The sequence below is a fragment of the Balneola vulgaris DSM 17893 genome (genome assembly GCF_000375465.1).
Lineage (GTDB): Bacteria > Bacteroidota > Rhodothermia > Balneolales > Balneolaceae > Balneola > Balneola vulgaris.
The window spans coordinates 1-18,584 of record NZ_AQXH01000008.1 but is presented as its reverse complement, the minus strand read 5'-3'; the positions used below and the strand labels follow the sequence as shown (position 1 = coordinate 18,584).

At 41.8% G+C, this 18,584-nt stretch carries 21 protein-coding genes and 1 riboswitch; of the genes, 16 read left to right on the top strand and 5 right to left on the bottom strand.

From position 1 onward, the window contains the following. Entirely contained in the window at positions 1 to 447 is a 447-nt protein-coding gene (locus B155_RS13465; RefSeq protein ID WP_083902135.1) for a copper chaperone PCu(A)C, read from the top strand. A gap of 171 nt (positions 448 to 618) precedes the next feature. Next, on the top strand, positions 619 to 1,452 hold the full coding sequence (locus tag B155_RS0111785) for a sterol desaturase family protein (RefSeq protein WP_018128467.1): 834 nt from the start codon (positions 619 to 621) through the stop codon (positions 1,450 to 1,452). A 13-nt stretch (positions 1,453 to 1,465) separates the two neighbouring features. Here B155_RS0111785 and B155_RS13460 read toward each other — a convergent pair whose 3' ends face one another. Next, the gene (locus B155_RS13460; RefSeq protein WP_018128466.1) at positions 1,466 to 1,951 is read right to left on the bottom strand and encodes a DUF411 domain-containing protein; all 486 of its coding nucleotides are present in this window, start codon (positions 1,949 to 1,951) and stop codon (positions 1,466 to 1,468) included. A 181-nt stretch (positions 1,952 to 2,132) separates the two neighbouring features. On the opposite strand from B155_RS13460, the gene B155_RS0111775 reads away from it, so the two are divergent. From B155_RS0111775 to B155_RS0111740, 8 genes are all read left to right on the top strand, one after another. Further along, positions 2,133 to 3,011: a hypothetical protein gene (locus B155_RS0111775; RefSeq protein WP_157464862.1), complete on the top strand. Its 879-nt coding sequence runs from the start codon at positions 2,133 to 2,135 to the stop codon at positions 3,009 to 3,011. A gap of 3 nt (positions 3,012 to 3,014) precedes the next feature. Further along, positions 3,015 to 3,674 (top strand): CDGSH iron-sulfur domain-containing protein, encoded by a 660-nt coding sequence (locus B155_RS0111770; RefSeq protein WP_018128464.1) that lies wholly within the window; start codon positions 3,015 to 3,017, stop codon positions 3,672 to 3,674. Next, positions 3,671 to 4,045, top strand: a complete 375-nt coding sequence (locus B155_RS0111765) for a DUF423 domain-containing protein (RefSeq protein WP_018128463.1) — start codon at positions 3,671 to 3,673, stop codon at positions 4,043 to 4,045. The genes B155_RS0111770 and B155_RS0111765 overlap by 4 nt, the downstream gene beginning before the upstream one ends. Before the next feature lie 9 nt (positions 4,046 to 4,054). Continuing rightward, on the top strand, positions 4,055 to 4,336 hold the full coding sequence (locus B155_RS0111760; protein ID WP_018128462.1) for a DUF427 domain-containing protein: 282 nt from the start codon (positions 4,055 to 4,057) through the stop codon (positions 4,334 to 4,336). Positions 4,337 to 4,385: 49 nt separating this feature from the next. After that, complete coding sequence (locus B155_RS0111755; protein ID WP_018128461.1) at positions 4,386 to 4,886, top strand: hypothetical protein; 501 nt, start codon at positions 4,386 to 4,388, stop codon at positions 4,884 to 4,886. A gap of 99 nt (positions 4,887 to 4,985) precedes the next feature. After that, a riboswitch (cobalamin riboswitch) is annotated at positions 4,986 to 5,192 on the top strand. 114 nt (positions 5,193 to 5,306) lie between these two features. Further along, entirely contained in the window at positions 5,307 to 6,290 is a 984-nt protein-coding gene (locus B155_RS0111750; protein WP_018128460.1) for a ribonucleotide-diphosphate reductase subunit beta, read from the top strand. A gap of 12 nt (positions 6,291 to 6,302) precedes the next feature. After that, positions 6,303 to 8,723: a ribonucleoside-diphosphate reductase subunit alpha gene (locus B155_RS0111745; RefSeq protein ID WP_018128459.1), complete on the top strand. Its 2,421-nt coding sequence runs from the start codon at positions 6,303 to 6,305 to the stop codon at positions 8,721 to 8,723. Positions 8,724 to 8,852: 129 nt separating this feature from the next. Then, entirely contained in the window at positions 8,853 to 9,206 is a 354-nt protein-coding gene (locus B155_RS0111740; protein WP_018128458.1) for an MmcQ/YjbR family DNA-binding protein, read from the top strand. A gap of 11 nt (positions 9,207 to 9,217) precedes the next feature. Here B155_RS0111740 and B155_RS0111735 read toward each other — a convergent pair whose 3' ends face one another. Next, positions 9,218 to 9,532 carry a DUF6787 family protein gene (locus B155_RS0111735; protein ID WP_018128457.1) on the bottom strand — a complete coding sequence of 105 codons (315 nt, stop codon included), beginning with the start codon at positions 9,530 to 9,532 and terminating at the stop codon, positions 9,218 to 9,220. Positions 9,533 to 9,704: 172 nt separating this feature from the next. Here B155_RS0111735 and B155_RS0111730 point away from each other — a divergent pair, with 172 nt between their 5' ends. Beyond that, positions 9,705 to 10,334 (top strand): aquaporin, encoded by a 630-nt coding sequence (locus tag B155_RS0111730; RefSeq protein WP_018128456.1) that lies wholly within the window; start codon positions 9,705 to 9,707, stop codon positions 10,332 to 10,334. Here the strand turns inward: B155_RS0111730 and B155_RS0111725 are convergent. Both B155_RS0111725 and B155_RS0111720 read right to left on the bottom strand, forming a co-directional pair. Continuing rightward, positions 10,327 to 11,730 carry a sensor histidine kinase gene (locus tag B155_RS0111725; RefSeq protein WP_018128455.1) on the bottom strand — a complete coding sequence of 468 codons (1,404 nt, stop codon included), beginning with the start codon at positions 11,728 to 11,730 and terminating at the stop codon, positions 10,327 to 10,329. The genes B155_RS0111730 and B155_RS0111725 overlap by 8 nt on opposite strands. Further along, entirely contained in the window at positions 11,727 to 12,428 is a 702-nt protein-coding gene (locus tag B155_RS0111720; protein WP_018128454.1) for a response regulator transcription factor, read from the bottom strand. The genes B155_RS0111725 and B155_RS0111720 overlap by 4 nt, the downstream gene beginning before the upstream one ends. Positions 12,429 to 12,526: 98 nt before the next feature. Here B155_RS0111720 and B155_RS0111715 point away from each other — a divergent pair, with 98 nt between their 5' ends. Continuing rightward, positions 12,527 to 13,324: an SDR family oxidoreductase gene (locus B155_RS0111715; protein ID WP_018128453.1), complete on the top strand. Its 798-nt coding sequence runs from the start codon at positions 12,527 to 12,529 to the stop codon at positions 13,322 to 13,324. Positions 13,325 to 13,371: 47 nt separating this feature from the next. Beyond that, positions 13,372 to 14,247 (top strand): TolB family protein, encoded by an 876-nt coding sequence (locus B155_RS0111710; protein ID WP_018128452.1) that lies wholly within the window; start codon positions 13,372 to 13,374, stop codon positions 14,245 to 14,247. Between the two features lies 1 nt (position 14,248). On the opposite strand, the gene B155_RS0111705 is transcribed toward B155_RS0111710, so the two are convergent. Then, the gene (locus B155_RS0111705) at positions 14,249 to 15,169 is read right to left on the bottom strand and encodes a DUF58 domain-containing protein (protein ID WP_018128451.1); all 921 of its coding nucleotides are present in this window, start codon (positions 15,167 to 15,169) and stop codon (positions 14,249 to 14,251) included. Between the two features lie 348 nt (positions 15,170 to 15,517). Between B155_RS0111705 and B155_RS0111700 the strand changes: the two genes are divergently transcribed. The 3 genes from B155_RS0111700 (at position 15,518) to B155_RS0111690 (ending at position 18,086) form a co-directional block, all read left to right on the top strand. Next, positions 15,518 to 15,925, top strand: a complete 408-nt coding sequence (locus tag B155_RS0111700) for a hypothetical protein (RefSeq protein ID WP_157464861.1) — start codon at positions 15,518 to 15,520, stop codon at positions 15,923 to 15,925. 5 nt (positions 15,926 to 15,930) lie between these two features. After that, positions 15,931 to 17,355, top strand: a complete 1,425-nt coding sequence (locus tag B155_RS13990) for an exonuclease domain-containing protein (RefSeq protein WP_018128449.1) — start codon at positions 15,931 to 15,933, stop codon at positions 17,353 to 17,355. Between the two features lie 173 nt (positions 17,356 to 17,528). After that, on the top strand, positions 17,529 to 18,086 hold the full coding sequence (locus B155_RS0111690; RefSeq protein WP_018128448.1) for a hypothetical protein: 558 nt from the start codon (positions 17,529 to 17,531) through the stop codon (positions 18,084 to 18,086). Positions 18,087 to 18,584 lie beyond the last annotated feature (498 nt).

Below are 18,584 nucleotides of genomic sequence, written 5' to 3'. Positions count from 1 at the left end.
ATGAAGTACTCCTATCTATTCTCCGTTCTGATTCTTGCTAGTATTTTGGGTTGTAGCCAAAATGAAACCAAACATGTCAACATGCAGGATGACATCACCGAAACGACGAATTTTGCGCGTACAGGCACGAAAGAAAGGATGTCGGGTGCTTATCTGAATTACACGAATACATTGAATATTGCCGATACTCTGCTAAATGTATCTTCACCGATAGCCGAATCCATTGAGATACATGAATCTTACTCAACAGAAGACGGTTTATCTGGAATGAGAGCTTTGGATGAAATCTCATTAAAGCCCAATGAAACTCTAGAGATGCAAGCGGGGGGCATTCATATGATGCTTATCAACCTGAAGCAGAATTTAACCACTCACGACAGTGTTCAAATTCAGCTCGAGTTAAAACACGCAGGAACCATCACACGAACTTTACCTGTTCGAAATTAAAGCCCACAAAAAAAATCCCTGCCATTTCACTGGTAGGGATTTCTGGGTTGTTTAAGAATTGAGCCGGGTTAATTGCTCAGTGCTTATAACTACGAAAAAATAAAGTAGATACTTGGGTATGGTGCTATACATTTGTAAAGTATAGTACCCCGAAAAACCTCTCTCTTGACCATGCAAGAACTAATATCACAACTTGAACGCATCCAAGTATCTGTAGCTGTTATCGGCCTCGTCTTGTTATTCTTAATAGAGACTGGCCAACCTTTTTTAAAATTTTTTACAAATGGATTCAAAGAACGTGCTCAACATTCACTGACCAATCTTGCTTTAGGTGCTATCAATGGGATTATAAACGCCGTCTTATTTACCGCCCTTTGGTTGTGGGCTGCTACTTGGGCTGAGCAAAATAACTTTGGGTTATTGCATTACCTATCCACTTTGGATGGGTTTCCTAATTGGGGCAGAATCATCGTTGCCGTGCTAATATTTGACTTCTGGATGTACCTATGGCACCGAATTAATCATGAGGTTCCATTATTCTGGAGGTTTCATCGTGTTCACCATGCCGATGCTAAAATGGATGTAACTACGGCTACTAGATTTCACTTTGGCGAGATCATCCTCTCCTCCATCATTCGAATCCCTATCATCATACTATTAGGGCTTCAACTTTGGGAGTTATTGGTGTATGGTGTGCTCGTTGCTGTGGTAGTCCAATTTCACCACGCCAATATCGCCTTACCTGAATGGCTAGATAAAACATTACGCACATTCATTGTAACCCCACACATTCACAAGGTGCATCATTCAAGATGGCAACCAGAAACCGATTCCAATTATGGAACCATCTTCAGTTTTTGGGATCGACTGATGCGCACATTTCGTTTACACAATCCCCTTCACACTTTAGAATTAGGCTTAGATGAGTTTGATTCGGATGAGGACAAAAAAATAAAGGGCATGTTATCCATGCCCTTTAGAAAAGGAGTAAAGAAATCGAAGTGATTTTTTAAATATCTTAGTAAGAAGAATAAACTTCAGTGCTACCGTCTTTTTTAACTAGGTATACATCATAGGTATCGGCTTCACGGCCTGGCACTTCCATTCCTGGAGAACCAATAGGCATACCCGGTACGGTTAGTCCTAGTGCGTCTGGCTTTTCTTTCAATAGGCGGTTCACATCTTCGATAGGCACGTGTCCTTCAATAAAGTAACCTTCAACCATTGCAGTATGGCACGACTCAAATCTTGCAGGCACGCCTACTTCTTGTTTCTTTGCCATCATGGTTGGAATCGGCTTCTCAATTACTTGGTACTGATCCATGTTCATGCGCGTTGCCCATTTCGTACAACACTCACAGCCAGGATTCTTGTACATCACTACTTCAATTTTATTTTCATCAATCGATGGGGTAGCGTTGCGTTCGTTTCCAGGCCAAAATAAAAATGCCGCTAAACCAAGTGTAATTACAAGGCCACCAATTAAGATCTTTGTATTGCTCATATCAAATTTTTGTTTTTGGGAGATGAACTCTCCTCATTTAACGAATGCTATAAAGTAAGGATAAGATAACATTCATAACACCGAATTATTCTTAACATTCCAGAAGTTGACACGTAGTCAGCTTTAATTTTAATTTTCACCCGCACTTTGTTACTATTGTATAGTATCTAATCAACTTATTATGAATAAGCTACTTATCCTTCCCTCGTTCTGTCTACTGATATTGCTTGGTTTCTCCACTTCATCTGTAGCACAAGTAAGCAAACATAAGTCTACTCTTATCTCTGCTTACGAAAACCAACAAGAAGTCTTTATTACCTTGCTAAACGGAAACACCTATACGGGTTTGGTGGTTTCTATCGATGATGAAATGGCGGGTATCCAAAACAATGATGGGGTTTTCAACCTTCGCTACGACCGCATTGAAAGTATCCGTTTGGTTGATCCTTCCGACAAAAGCTCACGTTGGTACAAAAACCCCGCGAACAACAAATTATTTATTACCCAAAGTGGGAAAATGCTGGAACCGAAAACGGGCTACTACCAAAACACCTACATTTTCATATCCAATTTTTCTTATGGTCTTACCAAGAACTTTAGTGTAAATGCAGGCTTTAGTATGATTCCCGGCTTGGGCGTGGAAAACCAACTGTACTTAATTGGAGCCAAAGTGGGTGGCAAAGCAAGCAAAAACATCTCCTTGTCGGCCAATATCAACTACTATAACATCCTCGATTCCAACCAAGGCATTACTACTTTATTTGGGTCCTCCACATTTACCTTCAACAATCTGGATTTAACTGCAGGTTTAGGCGTGGGCTTTGATGGAAACAACACCTCTGATGCACTAGTGATTCTAGGAGCGCAATGGAGAATCAGCGAACGCTTTGCTTTATTATCAGAAAATATGGTTCTTCCTGATATTGATGCTTCAGAACCATTACTTTCATTTGGAGCTCGGTTTATAGGACGGCGAATTGCTACAGATTTAGGCTTTTTCTCACTCCCTTCTGAAACTGATGCATTAGTACCATTAGTAAGCTTTGCAGTAAAATTATAGGACATGAAAAAAAAAATCTATTCATACGAGAACCAAGAACTTGAAGTAACTTGGGATTTAAAACGATGCATACACGCCAAAGAATGTGTGCATGGACTTCCCGAAGTATTCGATGTCAATCGCAAACCATGGATTGATCCCGATCAAGAATCTGATTCAGAAAAAATTGTAGAAACCATTGAACGCTGCCCAACTGGTGCGCTTCAATACCACTTCAAAAACAAAGAAAATCCCGAGCAACCTCCTTCAAAAAATAAGCTAGTGATTGCCGAAGACGGCCCATTATATGCTTATGGCAACCTGAAGGTGGTAGATAGCGAAGGCAATGAAGTGATGAGAGAAACCCGTTTGGCCTTCTGCCGTTGTGGAGCTTCTTCTAACAAACCCTTATGTGATAACTCGCATATCGAAGCTGGATTTGAGTCGGGCTGTTCATACAACCCTGAACGCCTCGAGCTAGAGCCTCAGGAAGAACAGGGTGGCGAGCTACTCATTAAGCTCATTGATAATGCTCCTTTTGTTGTGGAAGGGAATTACGAATTAGTTGGAGGGGATCAGTGTACTGAAACTCAAAAGCGAATGAGCTTTTGCCGTTGTGGTGCTTCGGCCAATAAACCCTTCTGTGATGGATCTCATAAAAAAATAGGATTTCAAACCACATGAGCCCACAAACTCTCATAATCACCGCTTCTATTTTAGGAGCTTTAGGCGTAGGCCTTGGGGCATTTGGTGCTCATGCTTTAGAAAACACCCTAACTCCCGAGCGCATGGCCACTTGGGAGACCGCCGTTACCTATCATATGTGGCATACCCTAGCACTACTACTGGTGGAGGTGCTTGCCAAACAGTTTGAGCTCAACCTTGATTGGGTAGGCTACTCCTTTCTGGCGGGTATCATCATATTCTCAGGGAGTTTATATCTGCTCTGTTTAACCAATACCTCATGGCTTGGAGCCATCACACCCATTGGGGGAATTTGTTTGATAGCAGGATGGTTACTTCTAGCAAAGAACTTTATCTCATCCCTAAATTAAGAGGTCGATATGAAAGCAATTTGGAAGGGCACCGTTATAGCTGAAAGCGACAATACCGTAGTAGTTGAAAACAATCATTACTTCCCTGCCGACTCAGTTAATAAAGATTTATTGAAGGATAGCTCGCATCAAACTACCTGCCCATGGAAAGGAGAAGCCAGCTATAAAAGCATTGTTGTTGAGGGCGATGAAAACACCAATGCAGCTTGGTATTACCCAAATCCTAAGGATGCGGCTAAGCAAATCAAAGATCATTTTGCCTTTTGGAAAGGGGTAGAGGTTACTGAATAAATTCTGTTTCCAAGCGTTAGTTCTTCAATATTTACCAACAGGATGTGCTATGAAAAAATCATGGATATTAACTCTCTTCTGCATTGCTATCTGCTCAATCAGCACCTTTGCCCAGAGTGAAATTCAAATTGAAAACGGCTCATTAGCAGGTATTCCGGCTTTTGGCATAGTTGTGAACATCGAGAAACCCGCTTCTTTGCAGGACAGCAGTATCGCCCCAGCTAGTTTACGCCAAGAAATCATTCAAAAAATTCGGCCTACCAGTGCTCAAATTCTAAGCAATCAACAGGTGTTAGATTCTTATGAAGCGCCTTATTTATATCTACACGTGAATATCATGGACGCTGGAAATGGCACTTATCCTTTTGCGGTTGACGTTCGATTCTACCAACCTACCAAGCTGATCTTAAAAAATGATTTAACTCAAGTAGCAGCTACTTGGCACACGGGCTTTGTGGGCATTGTATCCTATGACATGCTTCATATCATCCCCGAATCGGCCGTGGATTTACTCGATACTTTTGTAGATGAATACCAAAAAGTGAACTGATCTTTTCACTCTCAGTCTAATTCAACGCTCTACCTTTTTGTGCATAACTTCCCAACGATTGTGGGAAACTAAGCATTGACAATACTCCACTTAAAGCCCATCTTGTAAACCAACAAAGGTGTCAGATTCGATTATTCGATGATGATGAAAAGGGAATTCGGTGACCATAAGGAAAACCGAAGCTGTACCCGCAACTGTAAGCCGTTTTGTTGTTTTCACGATGCCACTGTCTTAGCTCCAAAAAAGATGGGAAGGCGAAAACGATACCCGGTAAGCCAGGAGACCTGCCTTTGTGGAAGTAAACGAGGTTTCGGGAAATGAACCACCGTTGAATAGTCCGCCAGCTATAGGCCTCACTGTCTCTGTATGCTTGTACTTCTATTCTTCGCCCTGCCTCATCATTTTTAGAATTACGCATGTATGAAAAAGTTAATTGCACGCACTTCGGTACGGGATAATATCGAACTGAGCGAAACGGCCGCCTATCCCATTTTCAAAGAACTCTACGAGAAACAAAAGAAAGCCATTTGGTTTCCTGAAGAGCTTAACATCCAACAAGATGTATTGGATTACCAAGAGTTAACCCCCGACGAAAAAGACCTTTTTGATCACGCTGTTGGGTACTTCTGCTCCTCTGAGCTATTAGTTCAAAATGTATTGGTGAATTCCTTCTTCCCCATGCTCTCTGACCCTCATGCCAAAATGAGTTTCAGCACACAGCTCTTTATGGAAAACATCCACAGTGATTTTTTTGAGATTGTTCTGCAATCCTTCAACATGGACCGTGATAAGATGTACGGCATTGCCTTCAACGACCCTGTTCTTAAAAAGAAGCAGAACCTCATTGTTGAAGAAATTGACAAGATCAGTTATGGCAAAATTGACCCCGACACCCTACAGGGCAAAAAAGACGTGCTCCGTGCTATCTTATTGAACAACATCATCATGGAGGGCATCTTCTTTTACTCCTCCTTTGCGCATTTCTTTGCCCTAAAAGATATGGGCAAAATGAAGAATGTGGTATCTGGTGTGGAACTTATCCTCATCGACGAATCACTACACCTTCAGAATGGAATTGAGGCCATCCTCATTATGCTCGAGGAGACCCCTGAAATTGCCGAAGATGAGCAGTATGTACAAAGCATTCGCGACATTATTCTAAAAGGTACTTATTTAGAAATCGAGTACGTACAAACCAAGTTTGGGCATAAAACCATTTTAGGTATTTCCAGTCCTGAACTCGAAAAATACCTCAAGTACATCACCGACCGCCGTTTAGAAGAACTCGGTTTTGAGCCCGAATTCCACATCACCGAGAATCCTCTTCGTTTTCTACAAAAAGAGGATGTGAAAAAGCTCATCAACTTCTTTGAAGTCTCATCTACTGAATACACCAATTACTAAAGGGAGAGTATCATGCAACGCACTGTTATAAAAAGGGATCAAAGCACCGAAAAATTTGAGACCCAAAAAATTATCAATGCCATTTTTCAAATACTCAATGGCCTAGAAGTAGAAGACGATTACGAAATCGTGTTCCGCATCATGAAAGAGCTAGACCTCAAAATACCTGAGCAGGTAAAAACCGAGGAAATCGACCAGTTGCTACTCAAAGCCATCGAGCAGCTCATCCCCGATCATCCTCGCTACGACCACTTAGCAACTCGACAGCTTCTCAAGCAAATCAACAAGAAGATAGATCGCCATTTAGATGGCTTTGAAAACTACTTAAGGCATGCTTTGGAGGAAAACCTCATCAAAGAAGAGCTGTTTGAGTTTGATATAGAACTCCTGAGTAACTCCATCAACTACGAGCGCGATGAGCTCTTTGGCTACTTTGGTTTAACCACCCTCCGAGATCGATATCTCATGAAAAACCGTAAACAGCAGATTATTGAAAAGCCGCAATGGTTTTTCATGCGTGTGGCAATGGGCATTGGGAACACCAACGAAGAAGTGGTGCGTGTATATAATAAACTCTCCAAGCTCGAGTATATGCACTCTACGCCTACCCTATTCAACTCAGGAACGCCGATGTCGCAATATTCATCGTGTTATGTAAGTGTGGTAGACGACTCCTTAGAATCCATTATGGCCAAAGCTGAAGAAACCGCCTTTCTTGCTAAACATGCGGGAGGCGTTGGTACCGATGTTACTCGTGTTCGTGCTACCGGTTCGCTCATCAAGTCGTTGAATGCAAAGTCTTCCGGAGTGATTCCCTTCATTAAAGTATTCGATACACTGGTGAATTCCATTCAACAAGGAGGGCGCCGCCGTAGCTCCCAAGTGATTTCTATTCAGCCTTGGCATTTAGATATCGAAGCTTTCTTGGATCTAAAAGAAACCACCGGTAATGCTTACTTCCGCACCCCTTCATTGAATACAAAACTTTGGATGCCCGACGAGCTCATGCGTCGCATTGAGCATAATGAGCCGGTTTATCTCTTCGATCCTGGTGAATGTCCAGAACTCGTTGAAGCCATTGGTGACGACTTTGCACTCAAGTACAATCAGCGCATTGAAGAAGCTAAACAAGGAAAAATCGAGCAATTCAAAAAGCTTGATGGTGCCGATTTCTTTAAGAAATACCTCTTTAAACTTGCGAAAACTGGGCACCCGTGGTTGGTGTTTAAAGATGAGCATAACCGCAAGAATCCGTGCCCTCAATATGGAGTAATCAATAGCTCGAACTTATGTACCGAGATTGCTATTCCAAATCGATCTGATTCCACCGCTGTTTGTACCCTAGCATCCTTGAACCTTTCGAAGCATGTACTGGATGACCGAAGCGACTTCGATTGGGGTAAAATCGAGGACACCCTCCAAACGATGGTGCTTGCTCTCGATAATATCCTCGACAAGAACTTTTACCCTTCAGAAGAAGCCCGTAAAAACACTATGGACCTTCGTCCACTGGGCATTGGCATTATGGGTTTTGCAGAAGCTCTGGTTGAACTTGGCGTAGCATACGACTCAGAAGAAGCGGTGATCCTTGCTCGTAAGATTGGTCGCTTTATGAAAGAAGTGTGCTACAAAAGCTCCGAGCAACTTGCAAGCGAACGAGCCCCATTCCAGCACTATACAGATGCCAAAGATCAAGGTGAGGGCTATGCATATGCGCCTCGACGAAATGCGGTACTCCTAGCCATCGCTCCAACAGCTACCATCTCCATCATTAGTGGCACTACCTCTTCTATCGACAGCTATTTCAGCAATCTCTATTCCCGAGATACCTTGTCGGGTAAATACATTGTTGTGAACCACCAGCTTATTCACGCACTGGAAGAGAAAGGACTTTGGAACGACCATATGGCCAACCTCATCAAGCAGCACAATGGGTCGGTTCAGCATATTGAACAACTGGATGGGGTGATTGACAAAGACGTATACAAAACGGCTTATGAAATCCATCCAAATCGCCAAATTGATATAGCCGCGGCCTTCCAAGAATCCATCGATCAAGCGGTATCCAAGTCTATTTACATCGACGAACAACTGCGAGATGCAATGCGTGATATCTATCTCTATGCATGGAAGAAAAAGTTGAAGTCGACCTACTATTGCTTCATCGACAAAGTAATAAAAGGCGAGAAGTACACTTCTAAAGTAAATAAACGAGGCACTCGTGTTGGATTTGGAAGTTCAAAAAAATCGGAATCTACTCACGTTGAAGTTGCAGACAATACCACAAAACAAGTAGAAGAAGTCCACGCTGATTTGATTCAACAAGCACGTGAGAAGTTTGGGGATCAACGTGTCGAAGAAGTTCTTCAAGCCGATGAAAATGCGTGCCCAACCGATCCACTATTGCGCAAAATTTGCCCAAGCTGTGAATAGTATCATTCCTGATTAATCCTTAAGCATTCAAGCCATTCATCCCGCCATAGGTGAATGGCTTTTTAATTTCGCTTGAGTTCCACTAATAATTATTCATATTAGGAGCACTCAAGTTTAAAAGAGGACTCTATGAATATTGAAGATTTCAGAAACTACTGCCTAAGCTTTGAAGGGGTAACGGAAGAATTTCCCTTTGGGGAAGAAACATTAGTGTATAAAGTACTGGGTAAAATGTTTGCCTTAGCTACCATTGAAGACTTCAACCGGGTGAACTTAAAATGTGACCCTGAATATGCCGTTCAACTTCGAGAGGCCCACGAGGATATCACCGCAGGTTGGCACATGAATAAAAAGCATTGGAACAGCGTGTATACTCAATCTGCTCTTTCCGATGAGCTCATTAAATCACTCATCGATCATTCCTATGAATGTGTAACTAGTAAGATGTCGAAGAAAGATAGAATGAGCTTGGGCTTAGACTAGTGAAATGCGAATTATGCCGAGGCATTGTCTTTTTTACGCACAAAACGGCCCAGCATCTTCTTCAAAAATTTGGTGAAGAATTCACGTTGGCCAAAAATGACCCCATAAAAGTAGAGCAATATGTTATAAATGGGGAAGATTGTGAGGAGCCAAACCAATGTTTTAAACCAAAACGAGTGCTCATCAGTAATGCCTAAAAGGTCGAATACGAAGCGCCGTGCAAACAGGGAAGTGAATCCGGTGCAAGCAAATACAAGTAAGATCAAAAAAAGCTGTAAACTATTTTCGATACCCCATCTTTCTTTGAGCTTATCAATTATGCGCATTAAAAAAATTTTACCTTTATTAGTTCGTGACTTAAAACATTAAGTATTAATTAGCTGACCAAAGTTAATTAAATACTAAACAAGTGTTGTCGATAATTTAATTGCAATTACACGGCCCACCGTTTAGTTTCAGCAGAATTTAGGAAGGACAAAGAATTAGATTAGTTTCAGTTTGGGGATAAAAAAATACCTTATAGAGTGTATTGGCACGTTTTTTCTTGTACTTGTGATAGGGGTATCTACAAATCCCATCGCTATAGGCTTTACACTAAGTGCTCTTATTTATGTAGGAGCTTTGATTTCGGGAGCGCACTTCAACCCAGCAATTAGTTTAGGTGCATTCTGGCTCAATAAACTATCCATCAAAGAATTTGGTGGGTATGTATTAGGTCAGACTATCGGAGCTATGCTTGCTGCGGCAACTGTTTTAATGTTATCAAGCTTGGTTTTTTATGTGGAAGCGCCCTTAAACTCTACATTCTACCAGCAGCTTACTATTGAAGTACTGCTCTCTTTTGTGCTCGTCTTAGTTGCCCTTACTGCTTGGATTGGCAAGCCATCCAACAAGAGTGTAGCCACTTATGCATTCATCATGGGATTTTCATTTGCAGCCTTAACCATGGCCGGTGAAAGCATCTCAGGTTCGGTATTCAACCCAGCCCTATCTATAGGCACCGCCATTGTTGATTTGATGTTCAATGGAGCCTCTTATTTAGACATCCCACTCTATACCGTAGGACCACTATTTGGTGCTTCGCTAGCGGCCATCGCCTACAAGTACTTCAAGCCCGATCTTATCTAACTTTGAGCACAAATTGGAAGGTACTACCTTTCCCTACGGTGCTTTCAACCTGTATATCACTTTGATGGGCGGTGAGGATACTTTTCACTACAGCCAAGCCTAAGCCCGTTCCTCCTTTATCTCTTGAACGCGCTTTATCAGCTCGGTAGAATCGGTCGAACAATCGTTCTAAATGCTCATCGCTGATACCAATACCGGTATCACTCACCGACACCTTAACCCCTTCTTTCACTTTCTTCGCAGCTACTGTAACGGTACCCTCGTTGGTATACTTCAAAGCATTCGAAGTTAAATTCTCTATCACTTGTTCAATCTTATCCGGATCAACAAATACATTCAGGTTCTCCTCTATATCCGACACCAGTGCAATACCCTTCTTTTCCGCAAAAGGTTTGTGCACGTGTAAAATCCCCTCCACCAGTTTACCTAGCTCTACCTGCTCTCGAATGATGAAACTCGCATCATAATCATAGCGCTGTAAGGTCTTCAAGTCTTCAAACAAACGCGTTACTCTTTGAAGTTGCTTTCGAGCTACCTGTATATACTGCGCCTTTTTGGAAGCCTCTAAATTTTCGAGCTCCATCATCTCCAATGCTCCTGATATCGAATGCAGTGGATTTCTCACTTCATGGGTGATATCAGCAAAGAACTGATTCTGCTTTTCGTTGAGCTTTTTGAGCTGTTCGGTATCAGCACGTAGGGTATCAGCCATCTGATTCAACGAACGGGCCAAGGTCCCGAACTCATCCGATCGCTTTAGATTGATCTCCCGATCTAGGTTTCCATTTGCGATATCCAAAGCTGCTTCTTTGAGGCGTAATAAGGGCTTCGACATATAGCGTGCAAAGTAAAAACTCACAATAATCACCACGAGTATGGAGCCCACCATCGCTCCATAAATCAAATGACGGATGCTCGCCTCGGCCGCATAAATGGTGCTCTTTAACTGGCTAATACGCAAGTATCGAGCCTCGGAACTGTTTTCCCCTATATATTGAAAGGCAATCAACTTGGGATACAGCTCTTCATTAATCACTACAGGAGAACCCGGCATGGCATTCAGAGAGTCCTGTAAGTCATCATTTAGATACTCACGCGCATCCACATAATCGGTTAAGGCATCGGGGATGTTTACCAATACCTGCCCTTCCGAATCGAAGAGAGCGATTTCATAACCTGTTAAATTGGATACAAATAGTGCTTTGTCGAAGAGATTTTCATTGGGATCCATATCCTCGAACGACTTCGCGAACACTTGGGCATCCTCCTCAAAATTCACGATGCCTTCTTCCAATAGAAAGGCACGGATACTTAAAATGGCATACGAACTGATGACGATTACGCCCAGACTCAGCAGGGTGATGTAGGTGAAAGCTAGTTTCGATTGAATATTCATGAATCTAAATACTCTCTATTGAAGCCATATCCAATGCCTCGGTAGGTTTTGATGAGCTTGCCTTCGTCCTTCATTTTTAACCGTAGGTTTTTGATATGCACATCAACGGTGCGGTCGAAGATAAACTTCTCTTCATCACTGATATGCTCTAAAATCTCTTTGCGGGAATACACCAACTTCGGGTGCTTGAAAAACATCTCCGCTATGATGTACTCGGTATGCGTTAAATCAATAGGCTTCTCATTGATGAACATCTGATGGGTCTCGGTGTCTAAATACACCTGATCATATTTCAGCCAATGGGCTTTCTCGGGCTTCACCCTGCGCAACTGCGATTCCACATGCGCCTTAATCAAGTTCAAACTAGCCGGCTTTTTGATGTAATCATCCGCCCCGATATTCAGGCCCTCAATTTCATCCACTTCTTCGTCACGTGCCGTTAAAAATAGCACGGGAATGTCTTGTATCACCGGATGCTCTCGAATCATCTTACAAATTTCCTTGCCATCGTGGTAAGGCACCATGATATCCAAAATAGCTAAATCAATTTCATTGGCTTTGTCTTCGATAATGGAAAAAGCTTCTTTCCCATCCTTCGCCCACATAATGTTAAAGTCGTTCAACTCTAGGAAATTAGAGAGCATTTCTCCCGACTCTAATTCATCTTCAACTAATAAAATATTTCTGCCAGCATTCATGGCACTAAATCTTTGTTATCTTAAACCTGAAAAGTACTAATATTGTAGATGGAAGTTTAACGGATTGAGAAATACTTTCATTCACTCATCGCATATTTATGACATTGAAGAATAAAACCGTTTGGATTACTGGCGCATCATCAGGCATTGGAAAGGCTTTTGCTAAAGCATATTTCAAGGAAGGAGCCAATCTCATTTTATCCTCTCGCCGAACTGAAGCCCTTGAGGAAGTTAAAACTGAAATCGACCCCAGCTCAGATCGCATTCAAATCCTGCCGCTCGACTTGGCTCAATCCAACACCTTCGCTTCCAAAACCCAAGAAGCACTCTCGTTTTTTGGAAATATTGACGTGCTCATCAATAACGGTGGCATCAGTCAACGATCTATTTTCGAAGAAACCGATCTAGATACCATCCGCAAACTAATGGAAGTAAACTTCTTTGGCTCGGTAGGCTTAACCAGAGAAGTACTGCCTTCTATGATTGAACAAGGCAGTGGACACATCATTGCTACCAGCAGTGTAGCAGGTAAGTTTGGCTCTAAATTCCGAACAGGCTACGCTGCCAGTAAACATGCCCTACATGGCTTTTTTGATTCCCTTCGCCAAGAGTGTTACGAGCATAACATCGCGGTGACTTTAGTATGCCCAGGTCCAATTAAAACTGACATCACCAAAAATGCGGTGACGGGCGATGGCAGTAGCTATGGCAAAATGGGTGATATGCACGAGGATGCCATGACTGCCGATGAGATGGTGGCTAACATTTGGTCACCACTTATGAATCGTAAAGAGGAAATCGTGATCGCCCCCTTAAAAATTAAGCTCGCACTCTGGATGAAACGCTTGAATCCTAGCTTGCTAAACAAGATTCTCAAGAACCAAAAAGTGACCTAATGCAACTCCCTAAGCGGCTCTACATTTTACTCATCTCCGGCCTGTGTATGGCCTGCAGTACTTCCACCAAAGTACCCCAGCAGAGCACGCCATCTACCGATGAGGGTGCAGCACTAAGTTGCTCCGACCAACTCCTCTTTTATTCCGACCGCTCTGGAAATGGTGATTTATATAACTTGAACCTTGAAAGCTTAGAACTTTCTCTGTTTGAAGGGGATAGCCTGAGTGATGGGGCTCCGAGATATTCCCCGTTCTACCAAGAAATCGTTTTTAGTCGTGAGATAAACGGACAACGAACACTGTATAAAAAGTCCCTGAGTAATGGTGAAGCTGAGTTTTTGATTAACAATCCTGCAGGCGATGAAGTCCCGTCATGGGCCCCCAACCGCAACCGTATTGTGTTCTCTAAAGAGGTGAACCCAAGTAGCTATCAACTAGTGGTGATGGAACTGGAAACCGGTTACCTCCAAGTATTACATGAAGGAGCCAATCAACCCTACCAGCCGCAATGGTCACCTACTTCTGATCACATCGCTTTTGTACTGACCGACACCCTCCACAATGGAGATATATTCACTATTCAAGCCGATGGTTCGAAATTGACCGCCATCACTAACAGTGATCGACTGCATGGTTATCCGTCATGGTCGCCCGACGGGGAAAAGCTCATCTTCTATCGCTATAATGAATCCGCTGACTTATTTAGCTACCACTTAACTTCTCAAGATCTGCGTCAGTTAACCTTTAGTGCTTCCAACATTCTATTGGGGCGTTATTCAACGGATGGTTCTTCCATTGCTTATGGGGCAGAAGTAGATGGGAATTGGGAGCTATTTGTGATGGATGCCGATGGCAATAACAAAAGTCGCCTTACCTTTAACCCTGCTTTTGATGGCGACCCTATTTGGCTGCCCTGCCGATAAACTAGCCGAGTCTCTTTCGCTTATTGAGGTAGGCTAACAAAGCTTTATCGAAGCCTGACTCTATATCAATCTGTTCAAAATCGATTTCGAACTCTGAACAAGCCAGCTTAAACTTCTTGATATGCTCTTCCACCTTTTGGATGTAATCTTCCTTCACTTGGGCTGGAATCACTTCCACTTCACTGCCCGACTCTAGGTCTTCGAACACCACTTTATTATCGGAAAAGGCGAGCTCTCGTTCACTGCGATGTTCCAACACATTAAACAACAACACCTCATGATTGCGATGACGCAAGTGCTTTAAGGCGGAAATGAGTTCGTCGTGTTTTTGGGGCGACTCAAATAAATCTGTGATGATGATCACCAAGCTGCGGTGATTTAACCGTTCGGCCACTTCGTGAATGACTTCAGCGGTACTAGTAGTCCGTTTTTCCTCTTCCCCTTTATGCTCACGCACTAGTTCCTGTTCTAGCTCAGTATAGATCTGACGCAAGTGGGCATAGGTACCTTTGGCTGGAATAAACTTCTCGATCTTAGACGAAAAAGGGATGAAGCCACAGGCATCTCGTTGGCGATGCATTAAATACATTAGGGCAGCGGCATAATGGATACCATAGCGCAACTTAGTCCATGAGCTGAAATGCTTAAACAGCATTGAACTACTCGTATCCAAGAGAGTGTAACAGCGAAGGTTGGTTTCCTCCTCATACTGCTTCACATAAAATCGCTCCTTCTTGCCGTAAGCCTTCCAGTCGATATGCTTGAAATCGTCGCCCGTGTTATAAGGGCGATGCTCGGCAAACTCCACACTAAAGCCGTGGTACGGACTTTTATGCAAACCCGAGATAAAGCCCTCTACAATTTTCTTGGCTCTCAGCTCAATGGAAGACAGCTTCGACAGTATTTCTGGATCAAGAATCATGCAGGAGTTTACAGTTAACAAGGCTCATTTAAAAATGAGCTTTTGTAAATAGTGGCTTTACGATTTTAACCCATAGCTACATACCACGCAGTGCTTTATTTGCTAAGCACCATGTATACAATGCATTTACACATTAACAATTGGTTTAAATAGAGGATTTTTTATTTTAGCGAGGAGGGAAAGGTATCTACTGAATTGGGGAACGAGTTGGTTTTGGTAAATACTAGTAGATCTAGTCTTTACCTTATTACTTTTTTAATCAGCAAAATGAGTAGAACTAATAATGACTCATAGAGTGAAATGAATAACAATCTTTAACTGTATTGTTGAATGCCTTAATAAATGACAATGGATAATACAATTACAAGAACAGCATACGAACTGACTATTAAGTTTCAAGACACATCCGATATACCAACACGGATCAAAAAGGGTAAGAAAACCAAGACTAAAATTGATTTAAACTCTAGAGTGGAGCGCGTATTTCAAAAACATATAGAGCATTGGACAGAGACTATAAACTCGATTCTCAAACATACAAAAGACAAAGAACAAGCTTGGCGATTCATTAGAATGAACCCCAAAATTGACGATCCGAGAATTGATTCCGTAACCCTTTGCACTGATTTTATTGCATTTCACGACTTATTTTACAAAAGACGCGACATTGACAATTGCCCAGATGTCGAACTTGGGAATCTTAGTTTGCTAGTTACTTGCTTTCAAAAAGAAGTGGAGAAACAGATAAAAAAATAAATTCTATGAACTTCCTTGCTATAGATGTTGAGACAGCTAATGCGGATTATTCAAGCATTTGCCAAATCGGGCTTGTTCATTTCCAAGATGGGCAAATTGTTGACAAATGGAGTTCCTTAGTAAATCCCGAAGCTTATTTTGACCCATTTAACAGCTCTATACATGGAATCACCGAAGAAGCTGTTCAGAACGCTCCAACCTTTGATGCAATCCACAGTTTAATATCTGAGAAAATTACAAACCAAATTACGATTCATCACATGCCGTTTGACAGAATTGCTGTAACTCGTGCATGCACTGAATATAATCTCGAAATTATACAACCAAAATGGCTTGACTCCGCCAAAATTGTCCGTAGAACTTGGGATCAGTTTGCTTATAAAGGATATGGGTTAGCAAATATTGCAGATTTTTTAGATATCCAGTTTGGACATCATGATGCTCTTGAGGACGCTATAGCTGCTGCAAAAATTGTGCATATTGCTTGTGAGAAAACTCAACGAACAGTAGAGGATTGGTTAACAAGAGTTGACCAACCAATTTTTCCTTATCAAAGCGGTTCTTCAGCTATAAGACTTGATGGAAACTCAGAAGGGGCGTTATATGGCGAAAACTTGGTTTTTACAGGTGCATTATCGATACCAAGAAAAGATGCAGCCAAAATCGCTGCTGATATCGGCTGCAATATTAGAAATTCAGTTTCCAAGAAGACAACTATACTTGTTGTTGGTACACATGATACATCTAAGCTTGCGGGTTATGAAAAAAGCTCGAAGCACCGAAAAGTTGAAGAATTAATTGAAAATGGAATTTCCATTAAAATACTTTCCGAAAAAGATTTTATTGAAATGTGCAACAATGAAAATAAAGAACTACAGCTTGAAGTACCTAAAAAAGAAGCTAAACCTCAAAAAGTCAATAAGCAAAAACGACCTGTTAATCAATCTGATATCCATCTTGAAATCAAAATTGACGAAAAATTTATTAGTGAAATTAAAAATAAATTGAATAGTCTAACAGATGAACAGAAAGTAGCTCTACAAAAATCTAAACAAATTTACCAAAAACAGTTAAGCTCAATCAAAGAATGCTCTCAAGAAGAGAAAAGAAAATTAGCAACGGAATTCAAATCTAATATTGTAAAAGTAAAAGAATACTACGACATACTTCGCATTGAATCATATGAAGTTGATTTAGTTGATACCATCGATATGGAAATCGAACAACTACAAGACTTACTTTATGATTTAATGAAAGACAAAATCACATTGGTTGAGCTATTTGAAACTATTGAATTCAGTTTAAATATTATTAAATCCGACTTTGAGGACGTTTCTTATCCAAAACCGATTAATGACTACTGTATTCTAACCATGAAAGAATTGAAAAAAATAAAATTAAGAATAAAATCATTTGCTGTAGTCAGCTAAATAATTTTTGTCTACCTACCATTTCCACTCATGCATCTGCTTGGACAGGCTAGGAAACTCAGGCTTAACCTCACTCCAACACTCTCTCAGCGCAATAGACAAACACCCTAACCCACTCCCAAACAATACTTTAGTATTGTAGGCGTTGTTGGTCAAACTAAGGGATACCCATCATGAAATTTATTGCCGTTTTTTTCACACTAGCATGCATAAACACGGTTCAAGCTCAGCAACAATTTAATCTCCAAGCCCAAGCTTATGATCTAGGGGTAATGCCGATGGTGGAGTTCCAAACATCACATAACGATCAATGGGACTTCATCTATAGAACCGGGGTGTTGGTGGCTGAGGAAAACAATTGGTCTGCTGCAGACGAAGTAAATAGTAGAGGTGTGGGGGTTGGCTTTGGCTTGCTCCGAAAGTCATTGGGATGGGAGCAGCTCCAACTGCAACTTAGTACCGACTTTTGGTATCGAGAAGTAACTCAACAAAACGAACAAATAATTTGTCCTATAGCCCCTCCTTGCTTCAACAGTTCGTACAATACCGATTCACAGATGCTTACCATATTACCTTCGGTGGGACTCCATTACGTACTACCTATTCATGACCGTTTTCAGTTGGTGCCCAATGCCACCTTCGGCTATCAGCACAATGTATTCCCAAAGGGAGCATCGATCCCAAACTCCATTCTACTCATTGCTGGAATAAAAATAGGATATCGGATATAATCTCAGAAGATCCCGATCCAACAACCCGGGATCGAGAGCAAATGCTTAGGCTTTTATCAACGCTTCGTTCAACAACCCTTTCGCACATTCATAGCCAACTTAAGATCCTGAATCAAGTTCAGGATGACGACTTGATTGGTTGGCTGGTTGCTCGGTAACAGAAAAGTGTTAATGCCCTGTAATACTTTATTTGATCCAAACATCTCCAGCGTTAGAATTGAGCAGGAATCGCCTTCATTTTGCATAGCGTCAGAGAAGCAGAACATGCGCCGAACCCGACAGCTGTCGGGGTGGTGTAACTCCCTTTTGTCCACACAAAAGGGGAATAGAAAAAGAAGCTGGAGCTTCTATAATGCATTCCCAACGAGGACGTTGGGAACGAGAGCAAATGCTTAGGCTTTTATCAACGCTTCGTGCAACAACCCTTTTGCACATTCATAGCCAACTTAAGATCCTGAATCACGCATCACTTCGTTCTGCTGTTCAGGATGACGTCTT